Annotated in this window: 32 protein-coding genes; 6 read left to right on the top strand and 26 right to left on the bottom strand. The window is 44.1% G+C overall.

The window, feature by feature from the left end:
• Positions 1-3: 3 nt before the first annotated feature.
• Both ICE93_RS04985 and ICE93_RS04980 read right to left on the bottom strand, forming a co-directional pair.
• On the bottom strand, positions 4-759 hold the full coding sequence (locus ICE93_RS04985) for a 2OG-Fe dioxygenase family protein (RefSeq protein WP_216186153.1): 756 nt from the start codon (positions 757-759) through the stop codon (positions 4-6).
• 58 nt (positions 760-817) lie between these two features.
• On the bottom strand, positions 818-2,119 hold the full coding sequence (locus tag ICE93_RS04980) for a TAXI family TRAP transporter solute-binding subunit (protein ID WP_216186151.1): 1,302 nt from the start codon (positions 2,117-2,119) through the stop codon (positions 818-820).
• Between the two features lie 116 nt (positions 2,120-2,235).
• Between ICE93_RS04980 and ICE93_RS04975 the strand changes: the two genes are divergently transcribed.
• Positions 2,236-2,997 carry an SDR family oxidoreductase gene (locus ICE93_RS04975; protein WP_216186149.1) on the top strand — a complete coding sequence of 254 codons (762 nt, stop codon included), beginning with the start codon at positions 2,236-2,238 and terminating at the stop codon, positions 2,995-2,997.
• 14 nt (positions 2,998-3,011) lie between these two features.
• Here ICE93_RS04975 and ccmI read toward each other — a convergent pair whose 3' ends face one another.
• The 19 genes from ccmI to ICE93_RS04880 all read right to left on the bottom strand — a co-directional run bounded on the left by ccmI (position 3,012) and on the right by ICE93_RS04880 (position 16,537).
• On the bottom strand, positions 3,012-4,211 hold the full coding sequence (gene ccmI, locus ICE93_RS04970; RefSeq protein ID WP_216186147.1) for a c-type cytochrome biogenesis protein CcmI: 1,200 nt from the start codon (positions 4,209-4,211) through the stop codon (positions 3,012-3,014).
• Positions 4,208-4,681 carry a cytochrome c-type biogenesis protein gene (locus ICE93_RS04965; protein ID WP_216186145.1) on the bottom strand — a complete coding sequence of 158 codons (474 nt, stop codon included), beginning with the start codon at positions 4,679-4,681 and terminating at the stop codon, positions 4,208-4,210. Before ICE93_RS04965 ends, ccmI begins: the two co-directional genes overlap by 4 nt.
• Positions 4,678-5,205, bottom strand: coding sequence for a DsbE family thiol:disulfide interchange protein (locus tag ICE93_RS04960; protein WP_216186143.1), 528 nt, complete (start codon positions 5,203-5,205; stop codon positions 4,678-4,680). Before ICE93_RS04960 ends, ICE93_RS04965 begins: the two co-directional genes overlap by 4 nt.
• The gene (locus ICE93_RS04955; RefSeq protein ID WP_216186141.1) at positions 5,202-7,121 is read right to left on the bottom strand and encodes a heme lyase CcmF/NrfE family subunit; all 1,920 of its coding nucleotides are present in this window, start codon (positions 7,119-7,121) and stop codon (positions 5,202-5,204) included. Before ICE93_RS04955 ends, ICE93_RS04960 begins: the two co-directional genes overlap by 4 nt.
• A complete protein-coding gene (ccmE, locus tag ICE93_RS04950; RefSeq protein ID WP_216186139.1) occupies positions 7,118-7,552 on the bottom strand; it encodes a cytochrome c maturation protein CcmE in 435 nt (144 codons plus the stop codon). Before ccmE ends, ICE93_RS04955 begins: the two co-directional genes overlap by 4 nt.
• On the bottom strand, positions 7,549-7,743 hold the full coding sequence (gene ccmD, locus ICE93_RS04945; protein WP_255554498.1) for a heme exporter protein CcmD: 195 nt from the start codon (positions 7,741-7,743) through the stop codon (positions 7,549-7,551). Before ccmD ends, ccmE begins: the two co-directional genes overlap by 4 nt.
• Positions 7,737-8,507 (bottom strand): heme ABC transporter permease, encoded by a 771-nt coding sequence (locus ICE93_RS04940; RefSeq protein ID WP_216186137.1) that lies wholly within the window; start codon positions 8,505-8,507, stop codon positions 7,737-7,739. The genes ccmD and ICE93_RS04940 overlap by 7 nt, the downstream gene beginning before the upstream one ends.
• On the bottom strand, positions 8,504-9,169 hold the full coding sequence (gene ccmB, locus ICE93_RS04935) for a heme exporter protein CcmB (protein ID WP_216186136.1): 666 nt from the start codon (positions 9,167-9,169) through the stop codon (positions 8,504-8,506). Before ccmB ends, ICE93_RS04940 begins: the two co-directional genes overlap by 4 nt.
• Complete coding sequence (gene ccmA, locus ICE93_RS04930) at positions 9,166-9,813, bottom strand: cytochrome c biogenesis heme-transporting ATPase CcmA (protein ID WP_216186135.1); 648 nt, start codon at positions 9,811-9,813, stop codon at positions 9,166-9,168. Before ccmA ends, ccmB begins: the two co-directional genes overlap by 4 nt.
• Positions 9,814-10,003: 190 nt before the next feature.
• On the bottom strand, positions 10,004-10,555 hold the full coding sequence (locus ICE93_RS04925; RefSeq protein ID WP_216186133.1) for a flavodoxin family protein: 552 nt from the start codon (positions 10,553-10,555) through the stop codon (positions 10,004-10,006).
• Positions 10,556-10,577: 22 nt separating this feature from the next.
• A complete protein-coding gene (locus tag ICE93_RS04920) occupies positions 10,578-10,988 on the bottom strand; it encodes a DoxX family protein (RefSeq protein WP_216186131.1) in 411 nt (136 codons plus the stop codon).
• Positions 10,989-11,006: 18 nt separating this feature from the next.
• Positions 11,007-11,426: a MarR family winged helix-turn-helix transcriptional regulator gene (locus tag ICE93_RS04915; protein WP_216186129.1), complete on the bottom strand. Its 420-nt coding sequence runs from the start codon at positions 11,424-11,426 to the stop codon at positions 11,007-11,009.
• 157 nt (positions 11,427-11,583) lie between these two features.
• Entirely contained in the window at positions 11,584-13,011 is a 1,428-nt protein-coding gene (locus ICE93_RS04910) for a transglycosylase SLT domain-containing protein (RefSeq protein WP_216186127.1), read from the bottom strand.
• A gap of 10 nt (positions 13,012-13,021) precedes the next feature.
• Positions 13,022-13,435 carry a carboxypeptidase regulatory-like domain-containing protein gene (locus ICE93_RS04905; protein WP_216186124.1) on the bottom strand — a complete coding sequence of 138 codons (414 nt, stop codon included), beginning with the start codon at positions 13,433-13,435 and terminating at the stop codon, positions 13,022-13,024.
• Between the two features lie 76 nt (positions 13,436-13,511).
• Entirely contained in the window at positions 13,512-14,492 is a 981-nt protein-coding gene (locus ICE93_RS04900) for a zinc-binding dehydrogenase (protein ID WP_216186122.1), read from the bottom strand.
• 32 nt (positions 14,493-14,524) lie between these two features.
• Positions 14,525-14,959, bottom strand: coding sequence for a DUF2452 domain-containing protein (locus ICE93_RS04895; protein WP_216186120.1), 435 nt, complete (start codon positions 14,957-14,959; stop codon positions 14,525-14,527).
• A 70-nt stretch (positions 14,960-15,029) separates the two neighbouring features.
• Positions 15,030-15,578 (bottom strand): DUF3833 domain-containing protein, encoded by a 549-nt coding sequence (locus ICE93_RS04890; RefSeq protein ID WP_216186118.1) that lies wholly within the window; start codon positions 15,576-15,578, stop codon positions 15,030-15,032.
• 3 nt (positions 15,579-15,581) lie between these two features.
• Positions 15,582-16,130, bottom strand: a complete 549-nt coding sequence (locus ICE93_RS04885; protein ID WP_216186116.1) for a chalcone isomerase family protein — start codon at positions 16,128-16,130, stop codon at positions 15,582-15,584.
• Entirely contained in the window at positions 16,127-16,537 is a 411-nt protein-coding gene (locus ICE93_RS04880) for a thiol-disulfide oxidoreductase DCC family protein (RefSeq protein ID WP_216186114.1), read from the bottom strand. Before ICE93_RS04880 ends, ICE93_RS04885 begins: the two co-directional genes overlap by 4 nt.
• Positions 16,538-16,598: 61 nt before the next feature.
• Here ICE93_RS04880 and ICE93_RS04875 point away from each other — a divergent pair, with 61 nt between their 5' ends.
• Both ICE93_RS04875 and ICE93_RS04870 read left to right on the top strand, forming a co-directional pair.
• Entirely contained in the window at positions 16,599-16,973 is a 375-nt protein-coding gene (locus tag ICE93_RS04875) for a DUF2237 family protein (protein WP_216188274.1), read from the top strand.
• The gene (locus ICE93_RS04870) at positions 16,970-17,869 is read left to right on the top strand and encodes a histone deacetylase (RefSeq protein WP_216186112.1); all 900 of its coding nucleotides are present in this window, start codon (positions 16,970-16,972) and stop codon (positions 17,867-17,869) included. Before ICE93_RS04875 ends, ICE93_RS04870 begins: the two co-directional genes overlap by 4 nt.
• Before the next feature lie 17 nt (positions 17,870-17,886).
• On the opposite strand, the gene ICE93_RS04865 is transcribed toward ICE93_RS04870, so the two are convergent.
• From ICE93_RS04865 to ICE93_RS04855, 3 genes are all read right to left on the bottom strand, one after another.
• On the bottom strand, positions 17,887-18,438 hold the full coding sequence (locus ICE93_RS04865) for a phasin family protein (RefSeq protein ID WP_216861305.1): 552 nt from the start codon (positions 18,436-18,438) through the stop codon (positions 17,887-17,889).
• Positions 18,439-18,641: 203 nt separating this feature from the next.
• Entirely contained in the window at positions 18,642-20,348 is a 1,707-nt protein-coding gene (locus tag ICE93_RS04860) for an amidohydrolase (protein ID WP_216186110.1), read from the bottom strand.
• Positions 20,349-20,393: 45 nt separating this feature from the next.
• Positions 20,394-21,221: a hypothetical protein gene (locus tag ICE93_RS04855; RefSeq protein WP_216186108.1), complete on the bottom strand. Its 828-nt coding sequence runs from the start codon at positions 21,219-21,221 to the stop codon at positions 20,394-20,396.
• Between the two features lie 248 nt (positions 21,222-21,469).
• Between ICE93_RS04855 and ahpC the strand changes: the two genes are divergently transcribed.
• The 3 genes from ahpC (at position 21,470) to ICE93_RS04840 (ending at position 24,463) form a co-directional block, all read left to right on the top strand.
• Positions 21,470-22,033, top strand: a complete 564-nt coding sequence (ahpC, locus tag ICE93_RS04850) for an alkyl hydroperoxide reductase subunit C (protein WP_216186106.1) — start codon at positions 21,470-21,472, stop codon at positions 22,031-22,033.
• 108 nt (positions 22,034-22,141) lie between these two features.
• On the top strand, positions 22,142-23,719 hold the full coding sequence (ahpF, locus tag ICE93_RS04845; RefSeq protein ID WP_216186104.1) for an alkyl hydroperoxide reductase subunit F: 1,578 nt from the start codon (positions 22,142-22,144) through the stop codon (positions 23,717-23,719).
• Positions 23,720-23,827: 108 nt separating this feature from the next.
• Entirely contained in the window at positions 23,828-24,463 is a 636-nt protein-coding gene (locus ICE93_RS04840; RefSeq protein WP_216186102.1) for an NAD(P)H-dependent oxidoreductase, read from the top strand.
• A gap of 74 nt (positions 24,464-24,537) precedes the next feature.
• On the opposite strand, the gene ICE93_RS04835 is transcribed toward ICE93_RS04840, so the two are convergent.
• Together ICE93_RS04835 and ICE93_RS04830 are read right to left on the bottom strand one after the other, a co-directional pair.
• Entirely contained in the window at positions 24,538-25,110 is a 573-nt protein-coding gene (locus ICE93_RS04835; protein WP_216186100.1) for a phasin family protein, read from the bottom strand.
• Positions 25,111-25,345: 235 nt separating this feature from the next.
• A complete protein-coding gene (locus tag ICE93_RS04830) occupies positions 25,346-26,041 on the bottom strand; it encodes a nitroreductase (protein WP_216186098.1) in 696 nt (231 codons plus the stop codon).
• Between the last annotated feature and the right edge of the window lie 29 nt (positions 26,042-26,070).

Here is a 26,070-nt window from a genome sequence, read left to right as displayed (position 1 = left end):
TGCTTATTGCTGGCTGCGATTAGGAGAGTCTTGGAAACCGTTAGAGCGGTAGGTTAAGACTAATGTATCTCGGTATCCATAATCCGCTAATGGCTGAATGGGTGTTGATTCGTGGATCATGCGTTGATCATTCATTAATAGCAAAGACCAAGGCTGTGTGAGAGTGAAGCGTAGACCAGCAGAACCAGAAGCATCAAATATTCTCGTCTCACCACCCTTGATACCTGAACGATCCAACAAGAAGACTGCTACGAAATCTACGCCATCACGATGAGCGCCCTCGGGCGTCGGACGACCGATACCATCAGTTGTATCAATCCGAAATTGATGTGCTTCAACAAACCAAGTATTGACTTGTTTTAAGCCATTCAAAATATGTGCAAGCCCCAGCAATACCGATTGCCAAGCAGGATTACCTAATAATTCTCTCTGAACGGGCTCAAACCAACGCTCAATGCCGCCGTGAAGCGCGTTGTAATCAAGTGATTGCCAGTGCGCTCGATGCGGAACCAGGGTTAATTTATCTCCCTTAATTTCATAACTGGCATGGCGACGAAAACGATATCGGCCACCATCTTTTAAGTATGGATCACGTGGTAAATCCCCCCAAAACTTTGCAAGACTCTGGAGATTAGCTAGATCAACACGACTAAATTGAGCGACAGTCTCAGCAGACACAACCGCAAAGCCATCATCACGCAAGGCTTGGTCAATCTGCTTAAGGGGGGTCAGTGGAGGCGCAAGGCCGGCAATAGTCATCCTCTTATTTTAGGGCAGTTAATACATTCGGGTTTGACCTGTTATCCAGCATTTGATCTTAATGAACTAGATTTAAGCGCCCGCGCACTTCGCCGACATGCCCTTTAAGGTCATACAGCTCTTTTGCATCCAGCATAGACACCTTAATATTGCCAACCCGCTTTTCAATAGCCTCAAGATCTTTGAAGTTCTTTTCCCTAAGCTCAGGGTTTTGAGCATTTCTTTCAATCACCTTAAGCTCTTCGTATACCTGAGCTAACTTTAGTCGCAAGAAGAAATTCTTAGCTGATGGGATGTAAGTAAATAACGGAATCAAAATTACCAATAATGGAATCACAATTTTGACAAAACGACCCGCCCAAACTGCAGTCCAAAAAGGAAGGTGACGATGCAGGAATGAGGGTCCATCTTTTAAATAAATCTCTGCGTCTACATGCAGAGGAAAGTCCAATCCAGCACTTGATGGAAACTCGCCTACTTTTTGTAAGCGCGAATACGATTTCAAAATATCGTATGAAGCCCCAAGAACCAAGGAAACCAATGCTGGATTTATATCCTCATGCGCAACTAGCGTGGCAGTTGCAGCCATGACTTGAATATCTTGACGCGGCTGATCATACTGAATACTTAACAACCCTCTGGGCACTGTCACTTTAGATAAATAGGTGAGATTACGGGTATAAGCATCGGCCTGATCAAAGTTCATCAAACGAATCCCTGGGATGGAGTAAAACTTCCTCAGGATTGGGGCCTCAGCTGCCGCCACAATAAATACCGCATCTAATTCACCACTGCTTAATTTGGCAATAGCTTCATCGGGCTTTAGTCTCTGAGCGCCAATTTCTTTATCGGTAATACTGCTAGTCTGCAATAGATCCTTAGCGAGAGCTAAGGTACCACTACCTTCATTACCAATGGAAACATTTTTTCCCTTTAGCTGACTCAAAATCTTTAGTTGACCACCCTCGCTTTTAAAGGCTCCTTCGCGATACCAAACCCAAATAGGCTCATAAAACATACCTGCTATAGAAACTAAATTAGGATAATCGCTGACGTTTTCAACGCCTCCCTGAACCATCGCAAAATCGACCCCCGATTTAGGATCCTTTAGCAGCGCTAGGTTATCCAATGTTCCTCCAGTTGAGCGAACCTTAAGATTGACGCCTTCTTTAGATAAGTCTGCTTTAAGGCGCTCACCAAACTGGTAATACAGGCCAGTCGGAAATCCCGTAGCTATTTCAATCGATTTCGGCGGTGGCGGAATTAAGATCCAAAGCACACCAAAAAGGATAATTAAAAGTGTAAAAAAGGCGACTGCTAGAGCCAAGGGGTTATAGATCTGTCTTTTGATGAAATTCATTAAAGTCTCTTCATGTTTTTTGCATTATGCCCCGACCATGGCATAAGGAAAAGCTTTCAAATCCAATCACCTAAATCAAGATAAGATGATGCTTTTTAGAAGCCCTAAAGACCATTATGAATTCAGCAAATATCAAGGTAGCCCTAGTGACAGGCGCAGGAACTGGGATCGGGAAGGCAGCGGCCAAGGCTCTACTCAAAGGGGGTTATCAAGTCGTTCTGACAGGACGCAATCTTGATAAATTAGAGAAAGCTATTGCTGATATTGGCGGTGATGAAAGTAACTGCTTTTCCGTATCTTGTGATGTTGGCAAACCTGATGAGGTCAAAAAGTTATTTACCGCACTAAGCAATCGGTTTGGGCGCATAGATGTTTTATTTAATAACGCTGGCATGGGCGCCCCCGCCATTCCCATGGAGGACCTCAGCTACGAACAGTGGATGAATGTTGTGAATGCCAATCTTTGTGGTGCATTCCTATGCTCACAGGAGGCTATTCGCATGATGAAAGCGCAATCTCCCCAAGGCGGCAGAATTATTAATAATGGCTCTATCTCTGCTCATGCGCCACGTCCGATGTCTGCGCCATACACCGCAACAAAACATGCGATCAGCGGGTTAACTAAAACGATTGCTCTAGATGGACGTCCATTTAATATTGCTTGCGGTCAAATTGATATCGGCAATGCCGCAACCGAAATGACTGAACGCATGGCTGCCGGCATTATGCAAGCCGATCAATCCATCAAAGTTGAGCCGCGCATGGATGTTGATCACGTTGGAGAAGCTGTACTTCATATGGCCCAACTCCCACTAGAAAGCAATATTCTATCGATGACGATTATGGCCACCAACATGCCATTTGTAGGCAGGGGCTAAAACAGTCTTTTGGACTATTGACGCACTTCATCGATCAGCAGGCGAACATTACTTGCACCAACTTTAACCGTCTGGGCTGATGAGATTAAGTCTCCAGTTTCTGGTTTAGCCATTCCAGTTTTGGAGATGCGTACTTCGATACTTGCCTCAGATAATTGAGAGAGCGGTGCGCTTGGATTCATTGCTAAAGAATCACTCAAGGTAAAGCTCATTGGGAAATCACTAGCGACTACTTTTAAGACCGCTACCGGCATACGCTCACCAGGCTTTCGAGCAATAACCATCAAAATATCGCCCGACTTAATCTTAGACTTCAGGTCTGGCGATAATTCAATCTTGCCGCTAATCAATTTGCCCGCTACTGAAGTAGGAGCTTGTGAAGAAAGTCCACCCTTAGAGCGAGCTTCAGCAATCGATCCTTGGATAGCACGCGCTTCATCGGTGTCCGCTGGTATCTGTTTTGCTAATTTCTCCCAAGTCTGTACAGCCGCCTTGTAATTGCCAGAGTTATACGCTGCAGTACCCGAAAGCCACAGTGCCATCAAATTATCGGGATCAAGCTTTAAAGCCTGATTAATTAACTGCAAAGGCTTACCAGTAAAGTTACCGTCGGCGTTAGTTGCCAATACATCTGCATAGTCGGCCAATAATTGAGGATCAGAGTTAATAAAGTCGCCAGCACGGGCATATGCCTTAGCAGCATCCTCATTGCGGCCCAAGATGCGATAAGAGCGAGCCAACATCGCCCAACCCTTCAAGTTACTAGGATCTTTTTCCATCTTGATGGCAAATTCAGCCACCATTTTTTCAACGCCCTCTTGAGTAACTGGTGTCTCAGATTTTTTTTGCGCTACACGGACCACATCCCCCAATGAAAAATAGAGTCCTGATGAAAGTACGACAATAAAAATACACAAGCCAATAGCAGTCTTTTTCGTAGAACCCGCAACCTCATGATCATCTTCTACGATTATGTCTTGAAAAAGACGTTGCCGCATTTCAGCATGGGCAATTTCATAGTCAACAGAACTAACTACGCCGGCCTCATGCTCCGCCTGCAGTTTATCAAGCTCTTCTCGATAGATGACCGCGTTCATCTGACGACGTGATGTTGCTGCGCTTTTTGCTGGAAATATAAAAGGGCGCAGTACTAGCGCCAATACCAGAACCAAGAGTAGAAAGGCAGGAATCAAAAAGCTAGTCACTAAATTCATCCTTTTTTCTTATCGGTCGCATTGAGTAATGCATCAATTTTTTGATTGTCTGCATCAGTCAGAACAATATTGGGAACGCTACTGTTACGACGGCGTAGATACATTAACAGACCCGCAATACCGATACCTAGAATGACGAATGGGCCAATCCAAAGTAGCCAGGTAACTGGCTTAACTGGTGGGCGGTAGAGTACAAAATCGCCGTAACGCTCGACCATAAACGAACGAATTTGATCATCAGACTTACCTTCACCAATCAGGGTTCGAATTTCACGGCGTAAATCATTTGCTAAATCAGAGCGCGAGCCCGCTAAAGATTCGTTCTGACATACCAAGCAGCGCATTTCCTCTGAAATACTAATCAAGCGCTGCTCTGTTACCGGATCATCCGCAAGGGGCACGGCATCCTTAGCAGATGCACTACCTAGAGTTACCGCAATCAATGTAGCTAGAAATATCTGCTTCATCATTTTTTAAGCTCGTTCAGCTTAGGGTAAATTTTTTGGTTTAATAAATTCATGGTCAATGGACCAATATGCTTATAGCGAATTACGCCCGCTTTATCAATAATGTAGGTCTCAGGAACCCCATAGACTCCGTAATCAATACCAACGCGGCCATTGCCATCAAAAGCAGAAAGTACGTAGGGATTGCCTTGTTTTACCAACATTGCCAGCGCATCTTCACGCTTGTCTTTGTAGTCCAAACCAATCACTGGGGCCATTTGAGATTTGGCAAGCTCTACTAATACTGGGTGCTCTTCACGACAAGCCACGCACCATGATGCCCAAACGTTTAGGACCCACACTTGACCCTTCATACTTTCTGGTGAAAATGTTTTATTAGGTTCAGCCAATTGAGGAACCTCAAATGCTGGAGCAGCTTTATTGATTAATGGCGATGGCACTTCATGTGGATCGCGATTCAGGCCAATAGCTAAAAAAACTACCAAACCTACAAATAAAACAAGTGGAATTAAAAATTTTGCTTTCATTTGAGCTTGTTCTTTAATTTCATTCGATAACGCTTATCGGACATCGCTAAAACTCCACCTAAAGCCATCAACAAGCAACCGCCCCAGATCCAATCAACAAAAGGTTTGTAGTAAACACGTACAGCCCAAGACTGATCACCCAACTCCTCACCTAAAGATACATAAATATCGCGGGTCAGGCCTGCGTCAATAGCCGCTTCGGTCATTGGCATTGAGGATGAGAAATAGCTTCTCTTTTCAGGATAGAGACTGGTCTGTGAGCCACCATCTTTTGATAATAAGAATGTACCGCGCATTGCTTGGTAATTTGGACCACGAGCAGCGTTAACACCCTGCAATTGAATTTGATAACCACCAACCGTCACCGTATCGCCAGCTGACATGCGCACATCTTTTTCTTCTTGGTATGCACCCACCATCGTGACGCCAATAACAAATACCGCAATACCTAAATGGGCTACCTGCATACCAATGAAAGAGCGAGTAGGTTTCCCCGCCTTTGCTTGGCGAGCAATTTGCATGCAGCCTGATGCAATTACCCAAAAAGCCAACATGAAGCCCATGCCAGCAAGCCAAGTAAATTGCCCCATGATTAACGGAATTACAAATCCCGCAACTAAAGCTACCACGCCCGCAAGCCATAAGCGCTTAATGATGCTGAGTAAGTTACTTTGCTTCCAGCTTGCCCAAGGTCCTATACCCATCAACACTAATAGAGGAACCATGATGGGAACAAAAACACTATTGAAATAAGGAGGTCCTACAGAAATCTTGCCAAGATGCAAAGCATCTATCAACAAAGGATAGAGTGTGCCTAACAAAACAGATCCAGCTGAAACAACTAAAAATACATTTCCAAGCAAGATGAATGTTTCTCTAGAGCTCAAATTAAATTTACCACCCATTGAACTCTTCGGTGCACGCCAAGCGTAGAGCGCTAGAGACGACCCAACAACTAACGACAAAAAGATCAGAATAAAAATACCGCGTCTTGGATCAGTTGCAAATGCATGCACTGAGGTCAATACACCAGATCGAACTAAGAAGGTTCCGAGCAAGGACAAGGAAAATGCAGTAATTGCCAGCAGCACAGTCCAACTTTTGAAACCACCACGCTTTTCAGTCACAGCTAATGAATGCAACAAAGCAGTCCCCACAAGCCAAGGGATAAATGAAGCATTCTCAACGGGATCCCAGAACCACCAACCGCCCCAACCTAACTCGTAGTAAGCCCACCAAGAGCCCAGTGCAATACCGAGAGTCAAGAAAACCCAAGCGGCTGTTGTCCATGGTCGTGACCAACGCGCCCATGCAGCATCTAATCTACCCGACAGCAGAGAAGCAATTGCAAAGGCAAAAGCTACTGAGAAACCTACATAGCCCATATACAACATTGGCGGATGGAATACCAAACCAGGATCTTGCAAAAGTGGATTTAAAGATCGACCATCTTGGGCGGCCGGCAACAAACGCTCAAAAGGATTTGAGGTTGTTAATACAAATAACAGTAAACCACTAGTGACCAATCCTAAAACACCAATTACTCTGGCCACCATGAAATCATCCAAGGCCTTTGAAAGTTGTGCCACCAAGATAGTCCATGTTGCTAATAAGAAAATCCACAACAACAGTGATCCTTCATGCCCACCCCACACCGCACCCAATCGATAAATCACCGGCATTTGCGAATTGGAATGCTGAGCAACATAGAGCACAGAAAAATCGTTACTGTAAAAACTCCACGCCAATATTCCGAAAGCGATTGCCAACAACAAGAAAACGGTTTGGGCGGTAGGCCTTGCCAGAACCAACCAGTCACGGCGGCCAAAGTGGGCGCCCACCAAAGGCAAAAACCCTTGTATGAGAGAAATGCACAGCGCTAAAACTAATGCGTAATGCCCAAACTCTGGAATCATTTAGCACTTCCGTTTTTTTGCGCCTGATCTAAGGCATGCTTAGCTTCAGGAGGCATGTAATTCTCATCATGCTTTGCGAGAACTTCGCTAGCAATAAATTCACCATTTGCGTTCATGCGACCTTGAATTACTGCACCTTTACCCTCTTTAAATAAATCAGGGAGGATGCCGGTATAGGCAACTGGGATATCTTTAGCAAGGTCAGTAATCTCAAAGTGGACAGTGAGACCATCACGCTTTACTGAACCATCCTTCACCATACCGCCGATCCTAAAAGCCTGGCCCTTTGGCGCTTTACCAGCTGCAACCTCACTTGGTGTGACATATAAAGCGATATTGCTGTTGAGTGCATTCAAGATCAACATCGCAGCAACTCCAATTGCTAGTAGTGCGGCAACAATAATCAATGCGCGTTTATATCTAGGCTTCACTTACTAATCTCTTTATCAAACTGTTCTGCCATTTGCTGTTGCTTTAACCTACGCACAACCGCCTTAAAGCGAGCCCGAACAAATAAAGGCTCCAATATCAAAACCAAGGCACAAATGCCAAAACTGCTCCACACATAAAGTGCATAGCCACCCATAGCAAAAAACTCGGAAGGACTATTCCACATCAGCATTTCACCTCAATTGATTGTCTCACCCAATCTGCATGGGCTTCACGCTCCAAAATGATTGCCCTCACTCGCATTAAGGTAACTGCAATGGTGTACATCCAGAAACACAAGGCCATCAATAGCATTCCCCAGAGCATGGTTTGTGCCATAGCAGGCGATTTGGTTAATGAAACAGATGCGCCTTGATGCAAGGTATTCCACCATTTCACTGAAAAATAAATAATTGGCACGTTTACTACACCCACCAAAGCCAAGATGGCGCTAGCCTTATCAGCACGACGCGGATCATCAATAGAGGCTCGCAAAGCGATAAAACCTAGATAGAGAAACAATAGAATCAGTTCTGACGTGAGCCGTGCATCCCATACCCACCAGGTACCCCACATTGGCTTGCCCCAAAACGCACCAGTCCATAAAGACAGAAATGCCATCCAGGCGCCTATTGGCGCAAGCGCCTGCGCCATCATGGCAGACAAGCGGGTATTAAAAACAAGTCCAAGCCCAGCCCAGGCAGCCATCACCAAATAGATAAACATCGACATCCATGAAGCAGGTACATGGATAAAGATAATGCGATAGCCCTGTCCTTGAACAGCGTCGACTGGAGCAACAAAAAAACTAACCCATAAACCGACGGCACCAAATAGGAACGTTAAAACCCAGAAAAATGGGATGAGTTTACCCGCTACCGGATAAAAGGTGCTGGGGCTTGATAACTTAAACCAGTTAATCAAGCGGTGGCTAGAAAAGTGATTTATCTGACTCATTCGATTGCAATCTTTACAGCGGCAGTGCTGACCCAAGGAACAAATGCTAATGCCAAAATTAATAATGCGCCCAGCAACGAAAAATGACCTGATGCATCTAAACCAACGCTATGGGCATATACAGCGCCAGCACCAAAAATAAGGACCGGAATAAATAAAGGCAATATCAGCAAACTCAACAACACGCTACCGCCCCTCACTCCCAAGGTCAACGCAGCGCCTATTGAGCCCAACAAGGATAGCACTGGAGTGCCCAATAGCAGAGTACCCATCAGCACATATAAAGAGCCGGCATCCAAATCAAACTGAATACCAATAATCGGGGCTAAGAGTACCAGTGGTAGACCACACACAATCCAGTGAGCAATAATTTTTCCAGTTATAAACAATGCCAAAGGTTGAGGTGACAAAACGAGCTGCTCTAAAGACCCGTCTTGATAGTCGGTCGCAAACATTCGATGCAAGCCTAGCAAGGTAGATAACAAGGCTGCCACCCAAAGAACACCAGGTGCAATTTTGCGCAACAAGGCAGCATCAGCACCTATTCCCAACGGAAATAAGCTCGTCACAACGACAAAAAAGAATAGGACTGTCAGCACCTCACTCTTGCGGCGCATAACCAACAACAAATCGCGGCGGATGATCGCTAGCAAGGCTTTCATAGATCAAGTACCCTGACATGAGGAAGCATTACCTCTTGATGACTAGTCAATACCACCAGGCCGCCAAACTCCACGTGCTCAGCAATAAGGCCTTGCAAAGCTTGCACCGCATGGACATCTAAAGCATTGAATGGTTCATCCAAAATCCACAGCCTTGCTTGGCGCGTCAACATACGAGCCATCAAGACGCGTCGTTTTTGTCCTGCCGATAAGCAACTGACCTGCAAGTGTTCGCGCCCGCGCAAACCAAAACGCCAGAGAGCGGACAAAGCTTTCTCATCCGGCAAATGAATATCATCTAGAGCAGCGTAAAGTTTTAAATTTTCCAGCGCAGTGAGATCTTCCTTTAAGGCATCACGATGCCCCAGAAATAGAAGCTCACGATGATAGGTAGAGGCATCCTTGTTGATGGATAAGCCGCCCCACAAAATCTCACCAGCCTCTGGTTTAGATAAACCTGTCAGCAGTCTTAGCAAGCTAGTTTTTCCAACGCCATTCTCACCACGTACGTGCAGACATTCTCCACTTGAGACTGTTAAGTTGAGTCCTTCAAACAATCTTCTTTCACCGCGCACGCATGCAAGAGCTCGTGCTTCAAGCGTCAAAGCAGGGTTACTGGAGGAGGAAGATATATTGACTGTCATGTAGGGCAATGGCTTGATTCAAACCACCCCAAGTATTGTCTGAGAACCTAATGGCACTCACAAACCAGAAAAAGTGGAATTAAGGGAATAATCCCTTTCAATTCAATTACTTATGAAATTATAAACCGAGTCTAGAGAGAATAAAAAAACCACCAAAAGGTGGTTTTCTCAATTAAATCAATTACTTAGATCAATTCAAACGCTTAGTAATTTCTGCAATACGCTGTCCATAGAGTCTTGCGGTCTCTAAGTCACCCGCATTCACCTCATCCGCACTTGCGTCTGATGGGGTCTGCATCATCGCTCCCGCGGATGAGCCAACGTAGTTAATGTCATCGCGTTTGGCGGCTTTTGAGTTAGAGGGCATCAGTCCAGTTCCAACCCATATGCCATTGTGCTGCATGGCTAAGGTGAAAAAATAATGCAAGGTGGAATGCTTGTCACCATTCATCGTGGCTGAATTCGTAAAGCCGCCGAATACTTTATCTTTCCATTGCTGTGAAAACCACTGTTTGGAACTTGCATCAGCAAACTTTTTAAACTGCCAGCTTACAGTTCCCATATAAGTTGGTGAACCAAAAACGATTGCATCAGCTTCATTCAAGGTTGCCCACTGCGCATCCGTCAAATTTCCTTCAGCATCAATTGCTACCAATGTAGCATTGGCGCCTTTTGCAACTGCCTCAGCTTGTTTTACGGTGTGGCCATAGCCACTATGAAATACCACTGCAATTTTTTTCATCAGAGTCTCCTTTAAAAAGTTATTACTTGCTTTCGAGTTTGGCATCTAGGGAATATCCTCCGGCCCCAAACACAGTTAAGAAAAATAATCCGCCTGCCATACTCAAATTCTTCATAAACATAATATTCTGTAGGTAGACCTGCTCAGGTGGGAAGGCCCAGAAGTTATGGAAAATAAAGGCTGCGAGGATGGTAAATCCTCCTAATAAAAATCCGGCTACACGAGCCTTATAGCCAATCACAATCGCAGCACCACCCAATATCTCAAGTGCAGTAGTGAGGGCGGCAAGTACAGCCGGAGCAGGCAACCCTTTTGAAGCGATATAAGCAACCGTTCCGTCAAAGCCAAATAGCTTAGAGAAACCGGCAGAAATAAAAATAGCTGCCAATAAAATTCTGGCAATAAGTGTTAGTTGTTTTGAAAATGAGTACATGCTTACCCCTATTAAAGATTAATTTGTAAAAATATGGTTAATCGCCTGAAAAGACTTAGTCACTTCTGCCAACTCTTTTTCAGATAATTTTGAAAATGCTTTTTCTAAATGCTGAAGGTGTGCTGGAAATACCTTTTCAAATAGTGCTTGACCTTTTTCTGTCAGGCAAATCATTTGACTACGTGCATCCTCAGGATTTAATTTCCGCTCCAAAATTCCCTTGGCTTCAAGACGCTCCAATACACCAGTGAGCGTCCCCTTGGTTACTAACGTTTTTTCACCCAACTCCTTGCAAGTCATTGGTGGCTGATTACCCAATGTTGCAATCACATCAAACTGTGTTGTGGTTAATCCCATCGCCTTTACATCCGGAGCGGAATAACGCTCAAATGCTTGATATGCAGAAACCAGATTTCGCAGAGCAGGTAGAAAATTCATGAGATGCCCATAAAGTACTAATTAGAACTATTTTAGTACTAATACGAACTAAATGCTAGAAAATAGTGAATTTCTGGGTTTATTCAATGATTTCAGTGACTTAAAAAGAAACAATCTAGCGAAGACTGTTGCCGACATCGTTTACAGAAAGATGAAATTACGGCTGAATACTTTGAATTTTGTTGAGTTTTAGCTCGTAAGAAATGAAGTATTTGTAAACATTGCGCACATAAATCATTGGCTCGTAACCCATGCGCTGCGCAGCAATGAACTCCACATTTTTAAACCACTGGTCTGGATTAAAGCCAAGCTGCTTTGCTTGGTCTCTTGCTTTAGCAACATTATTTGGACCAATGTTGTAAGAGGCGATAGCAAACAAGGCGCGGTTATCACTATCAAATTGCGCATCCGGAAAGTATTTAGTAATTAGCTGATTCATATAATCTGCCCCAGCATGAATATTGGGCTCTAGTAGATGAATATCCCCCACTCCAAGCGATGCTCCAGTAGCCGGCATGAGCTGCATCACTCCAATTGCCCCTACTTTGCTAACTGCGTTTTGATTTAGTAAAGTCTCCTGAAAGCCCAGTGCAGCAACAAACAATGGATCTAGTTTGTACTCAGCGCCATACTTATCGAATAAAGAGCGCATAGACTCAAAGCGTGCCCATGCTGATTTTTCAATCGGATCCTTCAGGCCCTGAATATGTTCTTTGAATTCTTGATTCCGATAAGCACTTAACGCACCATCAAAGGCACTAGATTCATAAAAACCTTTGAGATCATTATTAAAGTCTGCGTTTGATGAGCGGACAGCCCAACCAATCCAGCCGGTATCTTGCGCAAAAATATCATCATGAACAACCATTCGCTTATAGGTAGGCTCCCATAGCTTTGCCTTCCAGTCACTAATAATGACAAAAGGAATTAATCCTGCATCCACCATCTGTAATAGATCTTCACCATCTAGCGTGCCCACAGGAGAAAGAATGTTTACCAAAGGCTTGCCTTCGCGCTTCAGTTTTTGATTAAGCTCTTTTAAGGTGGCATGAAAATTAGTATCGCGGCCACCGTATACCGTTTGGCCAGATAAATCATCGGGGCCACTAATCGCCGGGGAATCTGGCCCAGAGACTAATACCTCTCGCACAGATTTAGTTCCGTGATTAAGGATATAGTCACGAGAATTTTTAACTGGCTCATAAAGACCCAAATCACCAATGGCCATATCCGCCTGTCCCGCAGTTAGCGATGTTAATAAGTTGGCACTATTGACTGGGATCAGCTTTACAACGATTGACTTGGCTTTTTGCTGGCCAGCATACTTCGTATTGAGCCACTTTGAAATCCCTTTGGCCATCTCGGGAGCCAATCCTCTTGGACTACCTTTGTCATTCATATACACCGTACGGTCATATGGAACTGCAATACGAATCAAACCACGCTGCAACATCTCTTGATAGCTACCAGTCCAAACTTCTGACTGGGAACTTCTTGACTGAATGGATTGCGCCAAAACAGCGCTTGAGAAAAGCAGAAGACTAGCAGCGATGATGCTGCTAAAGAGTCTCTGAGTAAATGCCATAAGAATTAAATTATTTCCAGAATAAAGAGGCTTTTTGCAAGACATTTGCTTTGATGCTCACCACTCTCTTTTGCTCCACACCCTCGTAGCTAGCAGCAATGACATAATCCCCTGGCTCTAAATTAATGAGCATATAAGGGCCTTCCGCTTGCGCATCAAAGACCAATTGCTTCTTAGTTGAACCCATGATTTTGATAGTTGCACCAAATATCCAGACGCCTCTGCCATTTTCAATTTTGGACATTTCCAAAAGCAATGGCCATTGCTTAGCCTCGGCAAGAATGGCTGTAGCCTCACTCTCACCAACACCGCCAGTGATATAAGAAATTCCTTGTGAATACTGCGTATCTGGGATTTGGGCCAGGGCCAGGGAGCTCACTAGAACCAAATAGGCGGATAGGATTATTTTTAAAAGTGCTTTCATACTTCTATCCTACGCCTGATTGAGTCATAAAAAAAGCCCCGAGACGAGGCTTTATTACATGATAGAACACTTCAGCTTACGGTGTCATAACTATTGCACCAGAAACTTTTCTACCCTCAGCAGCACGATGTGCTTCCGCCGCTTGTTCTAAAGAAAACCTAGCGCCAATTTGTACTTTGACGTGGCCTTTAGCAATTGCATCAAAAACAGCCTTGGCATTTTCTTTCAATAAGGCTGCAGTTGCATTGTGCGGGAACACAGAAGGTCTTGTTAAAAATAAACAGCCTTTCTTGTTTAAGATTTCTGGCTGTATTTCTGGAGCAGGGCCAGAAGCAGCGCCGAATAAAGCAACAGTGCCAAATGGAGCGGCACAATCTAATGAACCCAAGAAAGTAGACTTTGCAACAGAGTCATAAACCACATTGGCTTTTTTGCCGCCAGTCGCCTTAATGACCTCTTCAATCCAATTAGGCTGAGAGTAATCAACAACTGCATCACAACCTGCCTCTTTAGCAGCAGCAAACTTTGCGGGAGAGCCAACTGTGCCAACAACAAAGGCGCCTAAGGCTTTTGCCCACCCTGCCAAAATCTGACCAACACCACCTGCGGCTGCGTGCACAAGCACCACGTCACCAGATTTTACTTTGTATGTTTTCTGGACAAGATATTGCGCAGTCATCGCCTTGAAGAAAACGGCTGCAGCTACCTCATCAGAAATGCCGTTTGGTATTAACACCAACTTATCCGCCGCAACATTACGTGCGCTTGCGTATGCACCGATACCGGCGTTCATATAAACCACGTGATCGCCAACCTTAAAATCAGCAACACCATCGCCTACAGCCTCAACAACGCCAGCAGCTTCATGACCAAGGCCAGTAGGCAACTCAAGTGGGTAAACACCCGAGCGTTGGTAAACGTCAATGAAATTAAATCCAATCGCGGTTTGGCGAATTTGCACTTCACCCTTTGCTGGTGGAGGCAATTCTTTGTCTATTAATTTAATTACGTCTGCGCTACCTAATTGAGTCAGACTAACAACTCGAGCTTTTGTCACGTGTCACCTTATTGTTTTTATAGAGAAAATAATCATACAGTAAGGGCGTCTTCTTCAATTACTGCCCAGGTACTATCGCCCAACTTCTTCACTGCCATCGAATACGTCCAACCATCCGGAATACCGCAGCTCCATTCTCTTGGGCCATTCTGAATTAAGACATTGACGCTATTTCTGTTGTCGTAATAGAGGTGGTAAATTTTTCCGTGGATTGGATTAAAGCTAAATTTGGCACTATGCACCATCTCAGTAGCATCAAGCCTTGCTTGTAAGGCTTTTGCTTGCTTCATTAAGACCTCAGCTTGCTCCATAATGCGGTCGTATTCCAACTTTGCATTCTGGCGCGCTACGTTAACAGCCTTATCTTTTTCTTCTGTGACCTTGATAGGCGCAAATACAGGGGCACCCACTTCCATTGGATATTCAATCCCCGCATGACGCGCTGGGTCGGTATCTTCGATTCTCATGAAATGCCCTGTATTTCCAAGTTAACAAATGAAGCTTATAGAAAGTGTGACATAAATTCTTGGCTTTTGCTCAGCGCTTGTAGAAGCTCAAAGTGACTTCTCCAAGCTCAATCCCGAACTTACTCATCTTAGCCTTATTGAGCATTACTTTAGGTGTAACTAGATACATCCAATCATTAAATTGAACGTTATAAATCGTGCCATCAACAGGCAAGGCAAGGGTATAGGTCCAATTTAGGGCATTGCCAGCCAATTGACCCTGCGCATCTCCCACCACGTCATCCGCCCTACCAATGTAATTTCCCGGAGACTGTTCTGTAAGTGTCCAAATGCGCTTTTGCTTAGTGCCATCGGAGTATTCAAAGCTTTCATCCAGGGTGCCTACTTTTTTTCCATCTACCATGATCCAATTTGCTTTGATTAATACTGTAAAGCGTTTCTTCACTTCGCCACTGCGGTCAGTAAATATGCCATACGCATCAATCGTTCCGGAAAAATATTCACTTAGATCGAGGATGGGTTTTTCATTCGCATATTGAGAAACTTGTGGCGTTGAGCATGACACTAAAAATAAGCCACAAAATATCAATACGGTGATTTTTGAAAAAAGTCTTTTCATGAATTAACAAGCCTCAGTAAAAATAGGTGGAGGACAAGATTGCCCAAGTAACTCAGTCCGCAACTTAGGAGCACTTGTTTTTGGGTCAAGCCAAATCCCAAAAAACGCTTTTGAAAATTCAACCCCTGGTACTTGAGCGATCTGCTTGCCGTCGTGATAAAAAGTGGTCCCCTGCTTGGGGGAATAAATTGCTGTCAAGGTTTGCCCAGACTCTACATTCGGCAAGAAAGCATTTAACTCTTTCCCCCAAAGCACTGCTTGAGCCTCTGGCACGCCAATACGCTTCATCTCTTCAGCGCTGCGATTAGCAATTGATGCTCCTGAAAACGATTTTTGGTAGCGCAAATTCAATGCGAAATCGGGGGAAGAAAGTGAGCCAACTCGATAAAACGAAGCATCATACACATGGAGACCAAACCAAGTAAGTCGGCCACTACCCTGCAATTTTGCAGAGCTGATATTTGGAGGTAACTCAATTGGTTCGCGAGCAAAGCTAGTGGGTAATAATGCGACCAATAAACTCAGCACCAGAAACAATCGCATCTTCTTCATGAGGAGACCGCTCCTGATTTGGACTTCACTAAACGAAGTGCGGTCGGCCCAAAAAGGCTAGAGATTGCATGTCTATTCTTAGCAAAAAATAAATACCCTAGATTTAAGAATGGCTGCAAAGACTTTCTTGAAAAGAACCAGGCAAGGCGCGGCAAATCTGCTCGGTGATAAGCCTCAGGAAATACAGCTACGCCTTGAATTAATTTGCCACTAGAAAATTGACCATACATGGCTGCTAGTGCAGCCTCACATGAGACACCCACTTTTTGAGGGTCAAACTGCTCGGAATTAATGTCAACAAAACCCAATAAGTTGGCTTGATCACGTCCTGACAAAAAAAGAATCTCCGCCTGACATAGCGGGCAAGCGCCATCGTAGAACAAAGTGAGTTTTTCTAGTTGAGTCATGGTTAAGCAAGTTTACGGCTTATTCAATAAACTGGTTGGCACTAATACTATTAAGGTTGTTATGCAAAATGAGATTGCGCTGAATGTATTTGGAGAGCCGCTGATTCCCTGCTCTTTTGATCCCCTAACAGGGTTTTTTAGGGATGGCTGCTGCAAAACCAATGAAGAGGATGTAGGCAGTCATTTAGTATGCGCCATAGTGACAGATGCATTTTTGCAATTTAGTCTGCAAAAGGGGAATGATCTCATTACCCCCAGACCAGAGTATCGGTTTCCTGGCTTGCTTGCGGGTGATCAATGGTGCCTATGCATCAATCGCTGGGTTGAGGCATTAAACGCCAATTGCGCGCCATATATCAAGCTAGAAAGTACACACATTAACGCGCTGGAGACAGTGCCGATGAATATCCTCAAGGAATACGCGAGAGAAGTTTGAAGGCTTTTTATACCGACCATTTTGTATTGCCGCTACCGGCAGGACATCGCTTCCCAATGGAGAAGTACTCCCGCTTACGAGATTTGGTAACCAAACAAATAGGTATTCAGTTAATTGAAGCGCCGCCAGTGACTGATACCCAAATTTTGTATGCACATGATCCTAGCTACCTCGTTAAGGTAATTGAAGGAACGCTCTCAACACAAGAGCAAAGAGAAATTGGTTTCCCCTGGAGCGTTCAAATGGTTGAGCGTTCACGACGCTCAGCAGGCGCCACTGTAGCTGCAGCTAAATCCGCTCTGAACGAAGGCATTGCCGCCAATCTAGCTGGGGGCACACATCACGCCTATCGTGATACTGGAAGTGGATTTTGTGTGTTTAATGATTCCGCTATCGCAGCACGCACTCTGCAAAAAGAAATTAACCCATCCCTAAAAGTTGCCGTGATTGATTTGGATGTTCATCAGGGAAACGGCACTGCAGCCATTTTGCAAAATGATGATTCCATTTTTACTCTCTCTATACACGGGGAAAATAATTTCCCATTTAAAAAAGAACAAAGCAATTTAGATATTGGTCTTGCTGATGGCTGCAATGATGAAGTCTACTTGCGCTCACTGAGCACAGCTCTTGACCAATTAGATGGACGCTTTAAGACGGATTGCCTCATTTTCTTAGCTGGCGCCGATCCACATGAGGGCGATCGACTCGGAAGACTGCACATCAGCAAGGAAGGGATGCGTCTGCGAGATGAAATGGTATTCCAGTACGCATTAGATCGACAGCTGCCTATTGCATTTTCAATGGCGGGCGGCTACGGTAAAGAAATTGAATCTACCGTAGATATTCATTTTCAGACTATCAAAACCGCCCTGCAATTTCAGAAACAATATTGAACTCTACCCTTAAAGGCTTAACCCTTCTTTTTTGAAGAACCTTTTTGACCTGAAAGACTACTGACATTCTCAACGCTCTTCTCAAAATTGGCGAATGAATCAGCCATTGCAGCACGAATCAATTCAAAATTCTGTAGCGCATTATTAAAAGATGTTTTAAATACGGATACGAAAGCCTCGCTACCAACTGGCGCATTATCAGTGGCTTCATTTACAAAGTGAATGAGGTCAGCTTTAGATTCTTGAATCATTTTTTCAGCAATATCTGCCAACTCTTGATTACCACTCTTCAAAACTTGCAATAACTGATTGTGATATTGAGTAATTTCTTTGGCTGCATCCTGCAATACCTCAGCATGAACATACTCGAAAGCAGATTTAGGGTCTTGTGTCTTCATGAGCTCAGACACACGATTTTGAATCATGGAGGCCAACTCTTGTGTAGCCTGTTGATTGATCTGTGCGATCGCCTGAGCACTTTCTATTGTCACGCGTCCAGCAGCCCTAGTCGCATCAACGGCACTTTGCTGACCTAGCATCGCATTCATATTAAATGGTTTCTTGCTCATATCAACCTTTTAGATAAGTAGTGTCAGTTACCAATCTACTCTCCTGCGGATGGGTTTCTATAGAGAAATACCAGTAGACCAAGACAAACTGGTTTCGATTGCTTACTTTTGGCTGCGCTAATGGGGTTCGGCATTATTAATACCGAACCGCGAAATAAAGAGTGCCGTCTTAGTTAGACAGCAGGACTTAGCAAAATGGTTATTTATTGCAAGCTAACGGGTTTGCCATCAATCCATGTGCCTTTTACTTTAATGTTACGAATATCAGCAGGTGCGGTTTGGCGAGGATTCTTCTCCAGAATGACCAAGTCAGCTTGTTTACCAACTTCTAAGCTACCCACGATATTGTCTGCAAATAATTGATAAGCAGCATCAATAGTAATGGCGCGGATTGCATCATCAACTGATACCGCTTGATCTGGCCCCAACACCTTTTGTGGCGGCAACTGCCATAAGCGTGTTACTTCTTCGCTAATGTAATTCAAGGGGCCGACATTTGAAACAGGTGTGTCACTATGCAAAGTAAATTTACCGCCTGCACGTTTGAAGTCTCCAGCTGGATCTATACGCTTGGCACGCTCTGATCCAATAATGTGGTCATTAAATGCTGCGCCCCAATAATTGACGTGACCAATGGTAAAGCTAGGGACCACTCCAAGCTTAACAGCCCGCTTCACTTGCGACTCATTATTTACAGTGAAATGCTCTATGCGCAAACGACGATCTTGCGACTTAGCATTTCCCGCCAACAACTTTGTATAACTAGCTAAAGTTTGGTCAATAGCTTTATCACCGTTAGAGTGAGTAGAAATTTGCCAGCCCTGATCAAAGAAGGCTTTCATGGAAGCATAAATATCAGCATCCTTATAGTTCAGCGCCCCACTCCATTTAGAGTTTTTTGGATAGGTATAAGGCGCATTGAGAGCAGCCGTTAAGCCTTGAGTAGAACCATCTGAAATATATTTAATACCTATAAAACGTAATTTGTCATCACCCTCATTTGGTTTAACTGAAGTCTTACCTCCAGGCAAAGCCTCGCTAAATAAATATCCACGCATTCGAATTGGGGCAGTATCTTTGGCATATATTGCTTTGTAGATAGCCACCTCTTTATCAACGCCAAAATTACCACCAACACTCATCTCAGAAGCAGTAGTAACACCTGTTGAGGCAATTTTTTTCATGGTTCCCTGAATAGCGCCAAATAATTGCGCTTCAGTGGGAGCCGGCATCTTGGCCATAAATGGTAAGTAAGAAGGTGGCTCGATTAATTTACCTGTGAGCCTACCTTTAGCATCCTTCACAAAAATACCGCCGCCAGGAGGATTGGGTGTTTTATCGGTAACGCCGGCTAACTCCAAAGCCTTGTGATTGACATAGCCAATATGACCGGATTGATTCACGATAAAGATAGGAACGTCTTTAGAAACCGTATCCAAATCATCCGCAGTGAGCTCAGCCATAAAAGGCGTGGTGCGCGATGGGTCAACACCAAAACCAAAAAGCCATCCGCCAGCAGGCACATCTTTGAGGGCGGCCTTCATTTTTTTAATCAATGTTTCTTTCGTGTCATAAGGCAAAGTAAAGTTGCTTAAATTCAAGCCTAGACCTTCAAATACTGAAGTCAACAGAATATGTACATGGGGCTCTACAAAGCCTGGCATCAAAGTTTGGCCTTTAAGATCAATCACTTTAGTAGATTCAGTCTGCCATTCCTTAGTAACTGCATCTTTAGTGCCGACCGCAACAATCTTTCCGTTTTGTACTGCAAGCGCCTGAACCTCTTCATTCTTGGCATTCACGGTAACAATGGGGCCCCCATAAAAAATCGTTTCCGCATTGCCTTTAGCAAAGGTTACTGCGCATTGCGCCATTAACAATACGGAGAGTAGTTTTGGTACAAATTTCATGTTGATCTTTCGGTGTCTTATTGATTACTTAAGAATGCTGCGCGTTTAAAACTTAAATGTTGCCGCTAACTGCGGGCCCTTGAATGTAGTTTTTTGCAGCAGGCCATCACCCTTCATATCGTAGTACAAAGTACGGTAGGCAAGTGATACGTCCACCCATTTTTCAAATGTTTTACCCACACCAAGAACACCCTGCCAAGTCATATTGGTGGTGCCACCACCACCGCCAATATCAGCATAGAAAGGGATGTACCAAGTGGAGTCAACAATGCGATAGCGCCCTTTCAAACCAATAATAGGATCAAGAGTGGAAATAGATTTTGAGTCAACAAAAGCCTTGGAATATCCGAATGCAGACAAATCTGCCGAGACAGTAGCGGTTGCCATAATGCCACGCGCACCCAATAATCCATCCAGGTAAATATCCTGATTTTTGAGAGCGGTATAGGTTACCGCTCCAGTAATAATATTTTGTTGCAGCGTTACTTTATCTGCGACATTAACTGGTACTGCTGCGCCACCTAATTGAGGTGGCTTCACAGTAAGATTTGAATTACTTGTCGTTTGTAAAGTTGCAGAGACCAGATCTCCCATAATGCCCCAATTACCGTAATGCGCCTCTGCAGCAATCATGCCTCCGGATTTCAAGTCACCCAGTACGTTGCTAGTGGAAAGGTTTGCAGTATTGAGATAACGATCGTTATAAAACAGTGTGGATGAAACACCTGAACCCCAAATATACGGCGTTACTTCAAAGCGCCACTCATCAGCAATTTTTGGGAGCGGTGATAAAGCTTGCTCTGCTTGAGCAACGCTCGCGGCAGTCGAGATTGCTAAAGTCAAAAGAATTGATGTCAGGATTTTCATATTCATACAAGCTCTATTGAAATAGGGTTGGCAAGGCTAATCATTTTTGTTTTAAGAATGATTATAGACAAGCGAATCTACTCAAAAAGCCTGTTTCAAGCCTTTAAACAGCTAATGTGGTGTTAATGGCTATTTATCTATAAATTCGATCATAAATATCAAATTAATTCATTAGACAAATAATCCACCGAGGTTCACAATTCATACAGTTGCATTAGCTACTAAAAATTGATTAACCAAAACAAGGAGCACAGATGTCTATTATCAATACTGCAGTTCAACCATTTAAAACTGAAGCTTTCCACAACGGTAAGTTTGTAACCATCACTGACGAAAGCCTCAAAGGACACTGGTCTGTTCTGATTTTTATGCCGGCAGCATTTACATTCAACTGCCCAACAGAAATTGAAGATGCAGCCGAGAACTATGCCGAATTCCAAAAGATGGGTGCTGAAGTGTATATCGTTACTACTGATACACATTTCTCACACAAAGTTTGGCATGAAACATCTCCTGCAGTTGGTAAAGCAAAGTTCCCACTCGTTGGCGATCCAACACACACATTGACTAATGCATTTGGCGTGCACATTCCTGAAGCAGGTTTGGCATTGCGTGGCACTTTCATCATCAATCCAGAAGGCGTGATTAAGACTGCAGAAATTCACTCTAACGAAATCGCACGTGACGTTTCTGAAACATTGCGCAAGCTAAAAGCTGCACAGTACACAGCTGCACACCCAGGCGAAGTTTGCCCTGCTAAGTGGAAAGAAGGCGCAGCAACATTGACTCCTTCTTTGGATCTCGTAGGCAAGATCTAAGCTGCGAAGTTAAATAGCTAATCCATAGACTCTCTATAAGAGAGTCTATTGGAGAGGACGAGATCCTGCCCAATAGACTCACCTAAAAAATTACCCAAGGAAAACATCATGTTAGATACCAATATCAAATCACAATTAAAAGTGTATTTTGAAAAGATTGTTAGTCCAATCGTTCTCGTGGCTAGCCTAGATGATGGCGATAGCTCAAAGCAGATGCTTGAGCTTTTAAATGAAGTGGCCGAGCAATCCGACAAGATCACCGTTGAAACGAATGGTAACGCAGCGCATACTCCTAGCTTTACCGTAAGCAAGGTTGATCAAGAAGCACGCATTACTTTTGCAGGCCTGCCAATGGGTCACGAAATGACCTCTTTCATTTTGGCTATTTTGCAAGCTAGCGGTTACCCAGCAAAGGTTGAACAAGAGATCATTGAGCGCATCACCAAACTTGATAGCAAGCTCAGCTTCCAGACATTTATTTCGTTGTCATGCCATAACTGTCCTGACGTTGTGCAAGCGCTCAATCTCATGGCAGCCCTTAATCCCAACGTCACCCATGAAATGGTTGATGGGGCCCTCTATCAAGAATTGGTTGACCAGTTTCAAATCATGGCCGTACCAACCGTAATCTTGAATGGCGAGGTATTTGGTCAAGGCCGCATGAGTGTTGAAGAGATTGTGACTAAGCTCGATAGTGCAAGCCCTAATGAAGAGGCTGCAAAACTTTCCGCTAAAGATCCATATGACGTTTTAGTTATTGGTGGCGGACCTGCTGGCTCAGCAGCAGCAATCTACGCAGCCCGCAAAGGCATTCGCACTGGTATCGTGGCAGAGCGCTTTGGCGGTCAAGTCATGGACACCATGGGTATTGAAAACTTTATCTCAGTTAAAGAGACTGAGGGACCAAAATTAGTTCAAGCACTTGAGCAACATGTAAAGAGCTATGAAGTTGATATTATGAATTTGCAGCGCGCAAATGCATTACGCAAAACTGCCGACGGTCTCGAAGTCGAATTGGTTAACGGCGCAGTACTGAAAAGTAAATCCGTTATCTTGAGCACTGGCGCTCGCTGGAGAGAAATGAATGTTCCTGGCGAACAAGAGTATCGCGGTAAAGGTGTTGCGTATTGCCCTCATTGTGACGGCCCTTTATTCAAAGGCAAGCGTGTTGCTGTCATTGGTGGCGGTAACTCTGGCGTTGAGGCAGCAATTGATTTAGCCGGCATTGTGAGTCACGTCACTTTGATTGAATTTGATAGCAAATTACGCGCTGATGCAGTGCTTCAGAAAAAAATGGCTAGCTTGCCAAATGTAACCGTCATCATGAGCGCCCTCACGAAAGAAGTATTGGGCTCAGGTGGCAAGGTCAATGGTTTGCGCTACCAAGATCGCACTAATAACTCTGAACACACTCTCGAGCTTGAAGGCATCTTTGTGCAAATCGGCTTACTGCCAAATACCGATTGGCTCAAAGGCACTATCGATCTTTCAAAGCATGGTGAAGTCATTGTCGATGCAAAAGGCGAAACTTCCTTGCCCGGCGTATTTGCAGCAGGTGATTGCACGACAGTTCCATATAAGCAAATCATCATTGCCATGGGCGAAGGTGCCAAAGCCTCTCTCGGAGCTTTTGATTATTTGATTCGCTCATCTGTTACTGAACCCGAAGAGGCATTGGCTGCTTAATCAGATTCAGCGAATCTAAAGTAGAACAAAGGGGTCTTCGGACCCCTTTTCATGTGGCAATAAACTACACTGAACTATCTTTTTGATTTACCCATCCTCGAGGAAAAAATGAGCTTAATTGAGAAACTGCAATGGCGTTACGCAACCAAAAAAATGGACCCCACAAAATCTGTACCCCTGGTGAAGGTTGAGAAAATTCTGGAAGCCATTCGCCTGACTGCTAGCTCTAGCGGATTGCAGCCATACGAAGTTCTAGTGATTACCAATAAAACCATTCGCGAAAAGATTAAAGCTATTGCTTGGGATCAAACTCAGATTGTTGATTCTTCTCATTTGCTAGTTTTTGGGGCCTGGGATACCTATACAGCAGATCGCATTAATCAATCATTCGATATGACTGAGAAGATTCGTAATTTCAAAAGTGAAGCTGGTGATATCTATCGTCAAAAGTTACTCAGCGGTTACACAGCTCGTGATGCTGAAACCAATTACACCCATGCGGCGAAGCAAGCTTATATTGGCTTGGGAACAGCTCTAATAGCCGCAGCATACGAGGAGGTTGACTGCACCCCAATGGAAGGCTTTGATCCGATAGCCTTAGATGAGATTCTTAATCTCAAAGCAAAAGGCTTGCGTAGTGTGGTCATGCTGCCATTGGGTTATAGAAAGGCAGATGAGGATTGGTTGCTTAACCTGAAAAAGGTTAGAAAACCCAAGGAAAGCTTTATTACTTGGATTGAATAAAGATTCTAATTATCAGAAAAACAAAAGCCACCCGAAGGTGGCTTTTGTTACAGCAAAATTAACTATGGGGTTAATTAAGCAGCTTTACGGCTTTTAGCAGCTGGCTTAGCAACAGCGTATTGACCTTGAATGTTTGCCAAAGCAGCATCAACACTCTTTTCGAAGTTTGCAAATGCATCAGTTGCAGTTGCGCGAACTTGGTCGAACTGTTGGAGTGAAGCTTCAAATGCAGTTTTGAATGCAGAAACATAAGCCTCAGAACCAGCAGGAGCTGTCTTAGTAGCTTCTTTAACAAACTTAACCAAATCAGCACGTGCGTCATCAATAGAAGCGTCAACTACTTGAGCAACTTCTTTGTTACCGTTACGAACTACTTGGTTTACTTTAGCTTGGTAAGCAGCAGCATATTTAGCAGCTTCTTGAGCAGCTTCTGGCTGAGCCAATTTAGCCAATTGCTGTGGATCTTTGATTGCTAACAATTGTGAGCTTGTATCTTGAGCAGCAACTAAGGCATCTTTAGCAGCAGCTTGGTTGATTTCAGCTAATTCTTGAGCACTTTCAACAGCAACTTGCGCCAAATGTTTAGCGTTTTCGATAGCTTTAGCTTGTGCAGCAGCGAATTGATCATTTAATTGAGTTTGAAACATGATTTATCCTAACTTTAAGTAATTGTGGTTTTTTATTGCGATGCACCATTTTAAGAGCCGCATTTTCTAAAAGCAAGATATTTTTGTTGCAAAGCAACATATTTTTGATCTGGGTCAATTTAAAGGCTTTAAATGAGGCTTTTCAATGACTTAGCCAGACCCCTTACCGGGAAAATTGCTTAAAAATTGAGCAATAAAAGAACTATTGTGACAAAAAATACTGGGCTAGATGCCTTTATTTAACCCAAGTAGTGAAATCCTCGGCAGCTACCCTGGGGGTGTGGAAGGTGTTTACCAAGGCGCTCTTATCGGCATACCCTAGTGCCATGCCACACACCAGCATTTCATTCTCTTGTGCGCCAATAGCCGGAAGGATGATCTTTGCATAATCGTTCCATGCGGCTTGCGGACAGGTATCCAACCCCTCACCCCTAGCGGCGATCATGATGTTTTGCAAGAACATTCCGTAGTCAAGCATTGAGCCCCTACCAAGCTCTTTATCAATTGTGAAAAACAAACATGCGGGAGCACCAAATGCTTCAAAGTTTTTTCGATGCTGCTCGTGCATTTTATGTTTATCACCTTTAGCAATCCCCAGAAGACCATACAAGCCCCAACCATTTTCACGACGTCTATCGATATAGGGGCTAAACCACTTCGCTGGATAGTATTCATATGCTGGCTGATATTCTTTTGCTAACTCGGGATTGACGGCGATGCTGTCGTATGCTGCGCAAACCTTCTCACATAAATCTTTGAGAGCAGCCCCTTCTAATACATAGACCTTCCAAGGTTGCGTGTTAGTGCCAGAGGGCGCACGCGCAGAGACATTGAGTAACTTCAGGATACTCTCTTTTGAAACAACCTCTTTTGTGAATGCACGCACTGACATGCGCGATGTAATTGCCTCAGCTGGAGTTAATGATTTCATCGCCGACCTTTAGGGTATATAAAATATTG

Source organism: Polynucleobacter sp. MWH-HuK1 (genome assembly GCF_018881815.1).
Taxonomy (GTDB): domain Bacteria; phylum Pseudomonadota; class Gammaproteobacteria; order Burkholderiales; family Burkholderiaceae; genus Polynucleobacter.
This window is presented reverse-complemented; position numbering and strand designations above follow the sequence as displayed.

Bases quoted from the DNA above. Each gene is read 5' to 3' on its own strand.
- ICE93_RS04985 (WP_216186153.1), bottom strand. From the start codon at position 759: ATGACTATTGCCGGCCTTGCGCCTCCACTGACCCCCCTTAAGCAGATT.
- ICE93_RS04980 (WP_216186151.1), bottom strand. From the start codon at position 2,119: ATGAATTTCATCAAAAGACAGATCTATAACCCCTTGGCTCTAGCAGTC.
- ICE93_RS04975 (WP_216186149.1), top strand. From the start codon at position 2,236: ATGAATTCAGCAAATATCAAGGTAGCCCTAGTGACAGGCGCAGGAACT.
- ccmI (WP_216186147.1), bottom strand. From the start codon at position 4,211: ATGAATTTAGTGACTAGCTTTTTGATTCCTGCCTTTCTACTCTTGGTT.
- ICE93_RS04965 (WP_216186145.1), bottom strand. From the start codon at position 4,681: ATGATGAAGCAGATATTTCTAGCTACATTGATTGCGGTAACTCTAGGT.
- ICE93_RS04960 (WP_216186143.1), bottom strand. From the start codon at position 5,205: ATGAAAGCAAAATTTTTAATTCCACTTGTTTTATTTGTAGGTTTGGTA.
- ICE93_RS04955 (WP_216186141.1), bottom strand. From the start codon at position 7,121: ATGATTCCAGAGTTTGGGCATTACGCATTAGTTTTAGCGCTGTGCATT.
- ccmD (WP_255554498.1), bottom strand. From the start codon at position 7,743: ATGCTGATGTGGAATAGTCCTTCCGAGTTTTTTGCTATGGGTGGCTAT.
- ICE93_RS04940 (WP_216186137.1), bottom strand. From the start codon at position 8,507: ATGAGTCAGATAAATCACTTTTCTAGCCACCGCTTGATTAACTGGTTT.
- ccmB (WP_216186136.1), bottom strand. From the start codon at position 9,169: ATGAAAGCCTTGCTAGCGATCATCCGCCGCGATTTGTTGTTGGTTATG.
- ccmA (WP_216186135.1), bottom strand. From the start codon at position 9,813: ATGACAGTCAATATATCTTCCTCCTCCAGTAACCCTGCTTTGACGCTT.
- ICE93_RS04925 (WP_216186133.1), bottom strand. From the start codon at position 10,555: ATGAAAAAAATTGCAGTGGTATTTCATAGTGGCTATGGCCACACCGTA.
- ICE93_RS04920 (WP_216186131.1), bottom strand. From the start codon at position 10,988: ATGTACTCATTTTCAAAACAACTAACACTTATTGCCAGAATTTTATTG.
- ICE93_RS04915 (WP_216186129.1), bottom strand. From the start codon at position 11,426: ATGAATTTTCTACCTGCTCTGCGAAATCTGGTTTCTGCATATCAAGCA.
- ICE93_RS04910 (WP_216186127.1), bottom strand. From the start codon at position 13,011: ATGGCATTTACTCAGAGACTCTTTAGCAGCATCATCGCTGCTAGTCTT.
- ICE93_RS04905 (WP_216186124.1), bottom strand. From the start codon at position 13,435: ATGAAAGCACTTTTAAAAATAATCCTATCCGCCTATTTGGTTCTAGTG.
- ICE93_RS04895 (WP_216186120.1), bottom strand. From the start codon at position 14,959: ATGAGAATCGAAGATACCGACCCAGCGCGTCATGCGGGGATTGAATAT.
- ICE93_RS04890 (WP_216186118.1), bottom strand. From the start codon at position 15,578: ATGAAAAGACTTTTTTCAAAAATCACCGTATTGATATTTTGTGGCTTA.
- ICE93_RS04885 (WP_216186116.1), bottom strand. From the start codon at position 16,130: ATGAAGAAGATGCGATTGTTTCTGGTGCTGAGTTTATTGGTCGCATTA.
- ICE93_RS04880 (WP_216186114.1), bottom strand. From the start codon at position 16,537: ATGACTCAACTAGAAAAACTCACTTTGTTCTACGATGGCGCTTGCCCG.
- ICE93_RS04875 (WP_216188274.1), top strand. From the start codon at position 16,599: ATGCAAAATGAGATTGCGCTGAATGTATTTGGAGAGCCGCTGATTCCC.
- ICE93_RS04865 (WP_216861305.1), bottom strand. From the start codon at position 18,438: ATGAGCAAGAAACCATTTAATATGAATGCGATGCTAGGTCAGCAAAGT.
- ICE93_RS04860 (WP_216186110.1), bottom strand. From the start codon at position 20,348: ATGAAATTTGTACCAAAACTACTCTCCGTATTGTTAATGGCGCAATGC.
- ICE93_RS04855 (WP_216186108.1), bottom strand. From the start codon at position 21,221: ATGAATATGAAAATCCTGACATCAATTCTTTTGACTTTAGCAATCTCG.
- ahpC (WP_216186106.1), top strand. From the start codon at position 21,470: ATGTCTATTATCAATACTGCAGTTCAACCATTTAAAACTGAAGCTTTC.
- ahpF (WP_216186104.1), top strand. From the start codon at position 22,142: ATGTTAGATACCAATATCAAATCACAATTAAAAGTGTATTTTGAAAAG.
- ICE93_RS04840 (WP_216186102.1), top strand. From the start codon at position 23,828: ATGAGCTTAATTGAGAAACTGCAATGGCGTTACGCAACCAAAAAAATG.
- ICE93_RS04835 (WP_216186100.1), bottom strand. From the start codon at position 25,110: ATGTTTCAAACTCAATTAAATGATCAATTCGCTGCTGCACAAGCTAAA.
- ICE93_RS04830 (WP_216186098.1), bottom strand. From the start codon at position 26,041: ATGAAATCATTAACTCCAGCTGAGGCAATTACATCGCGCATGTCAGTG.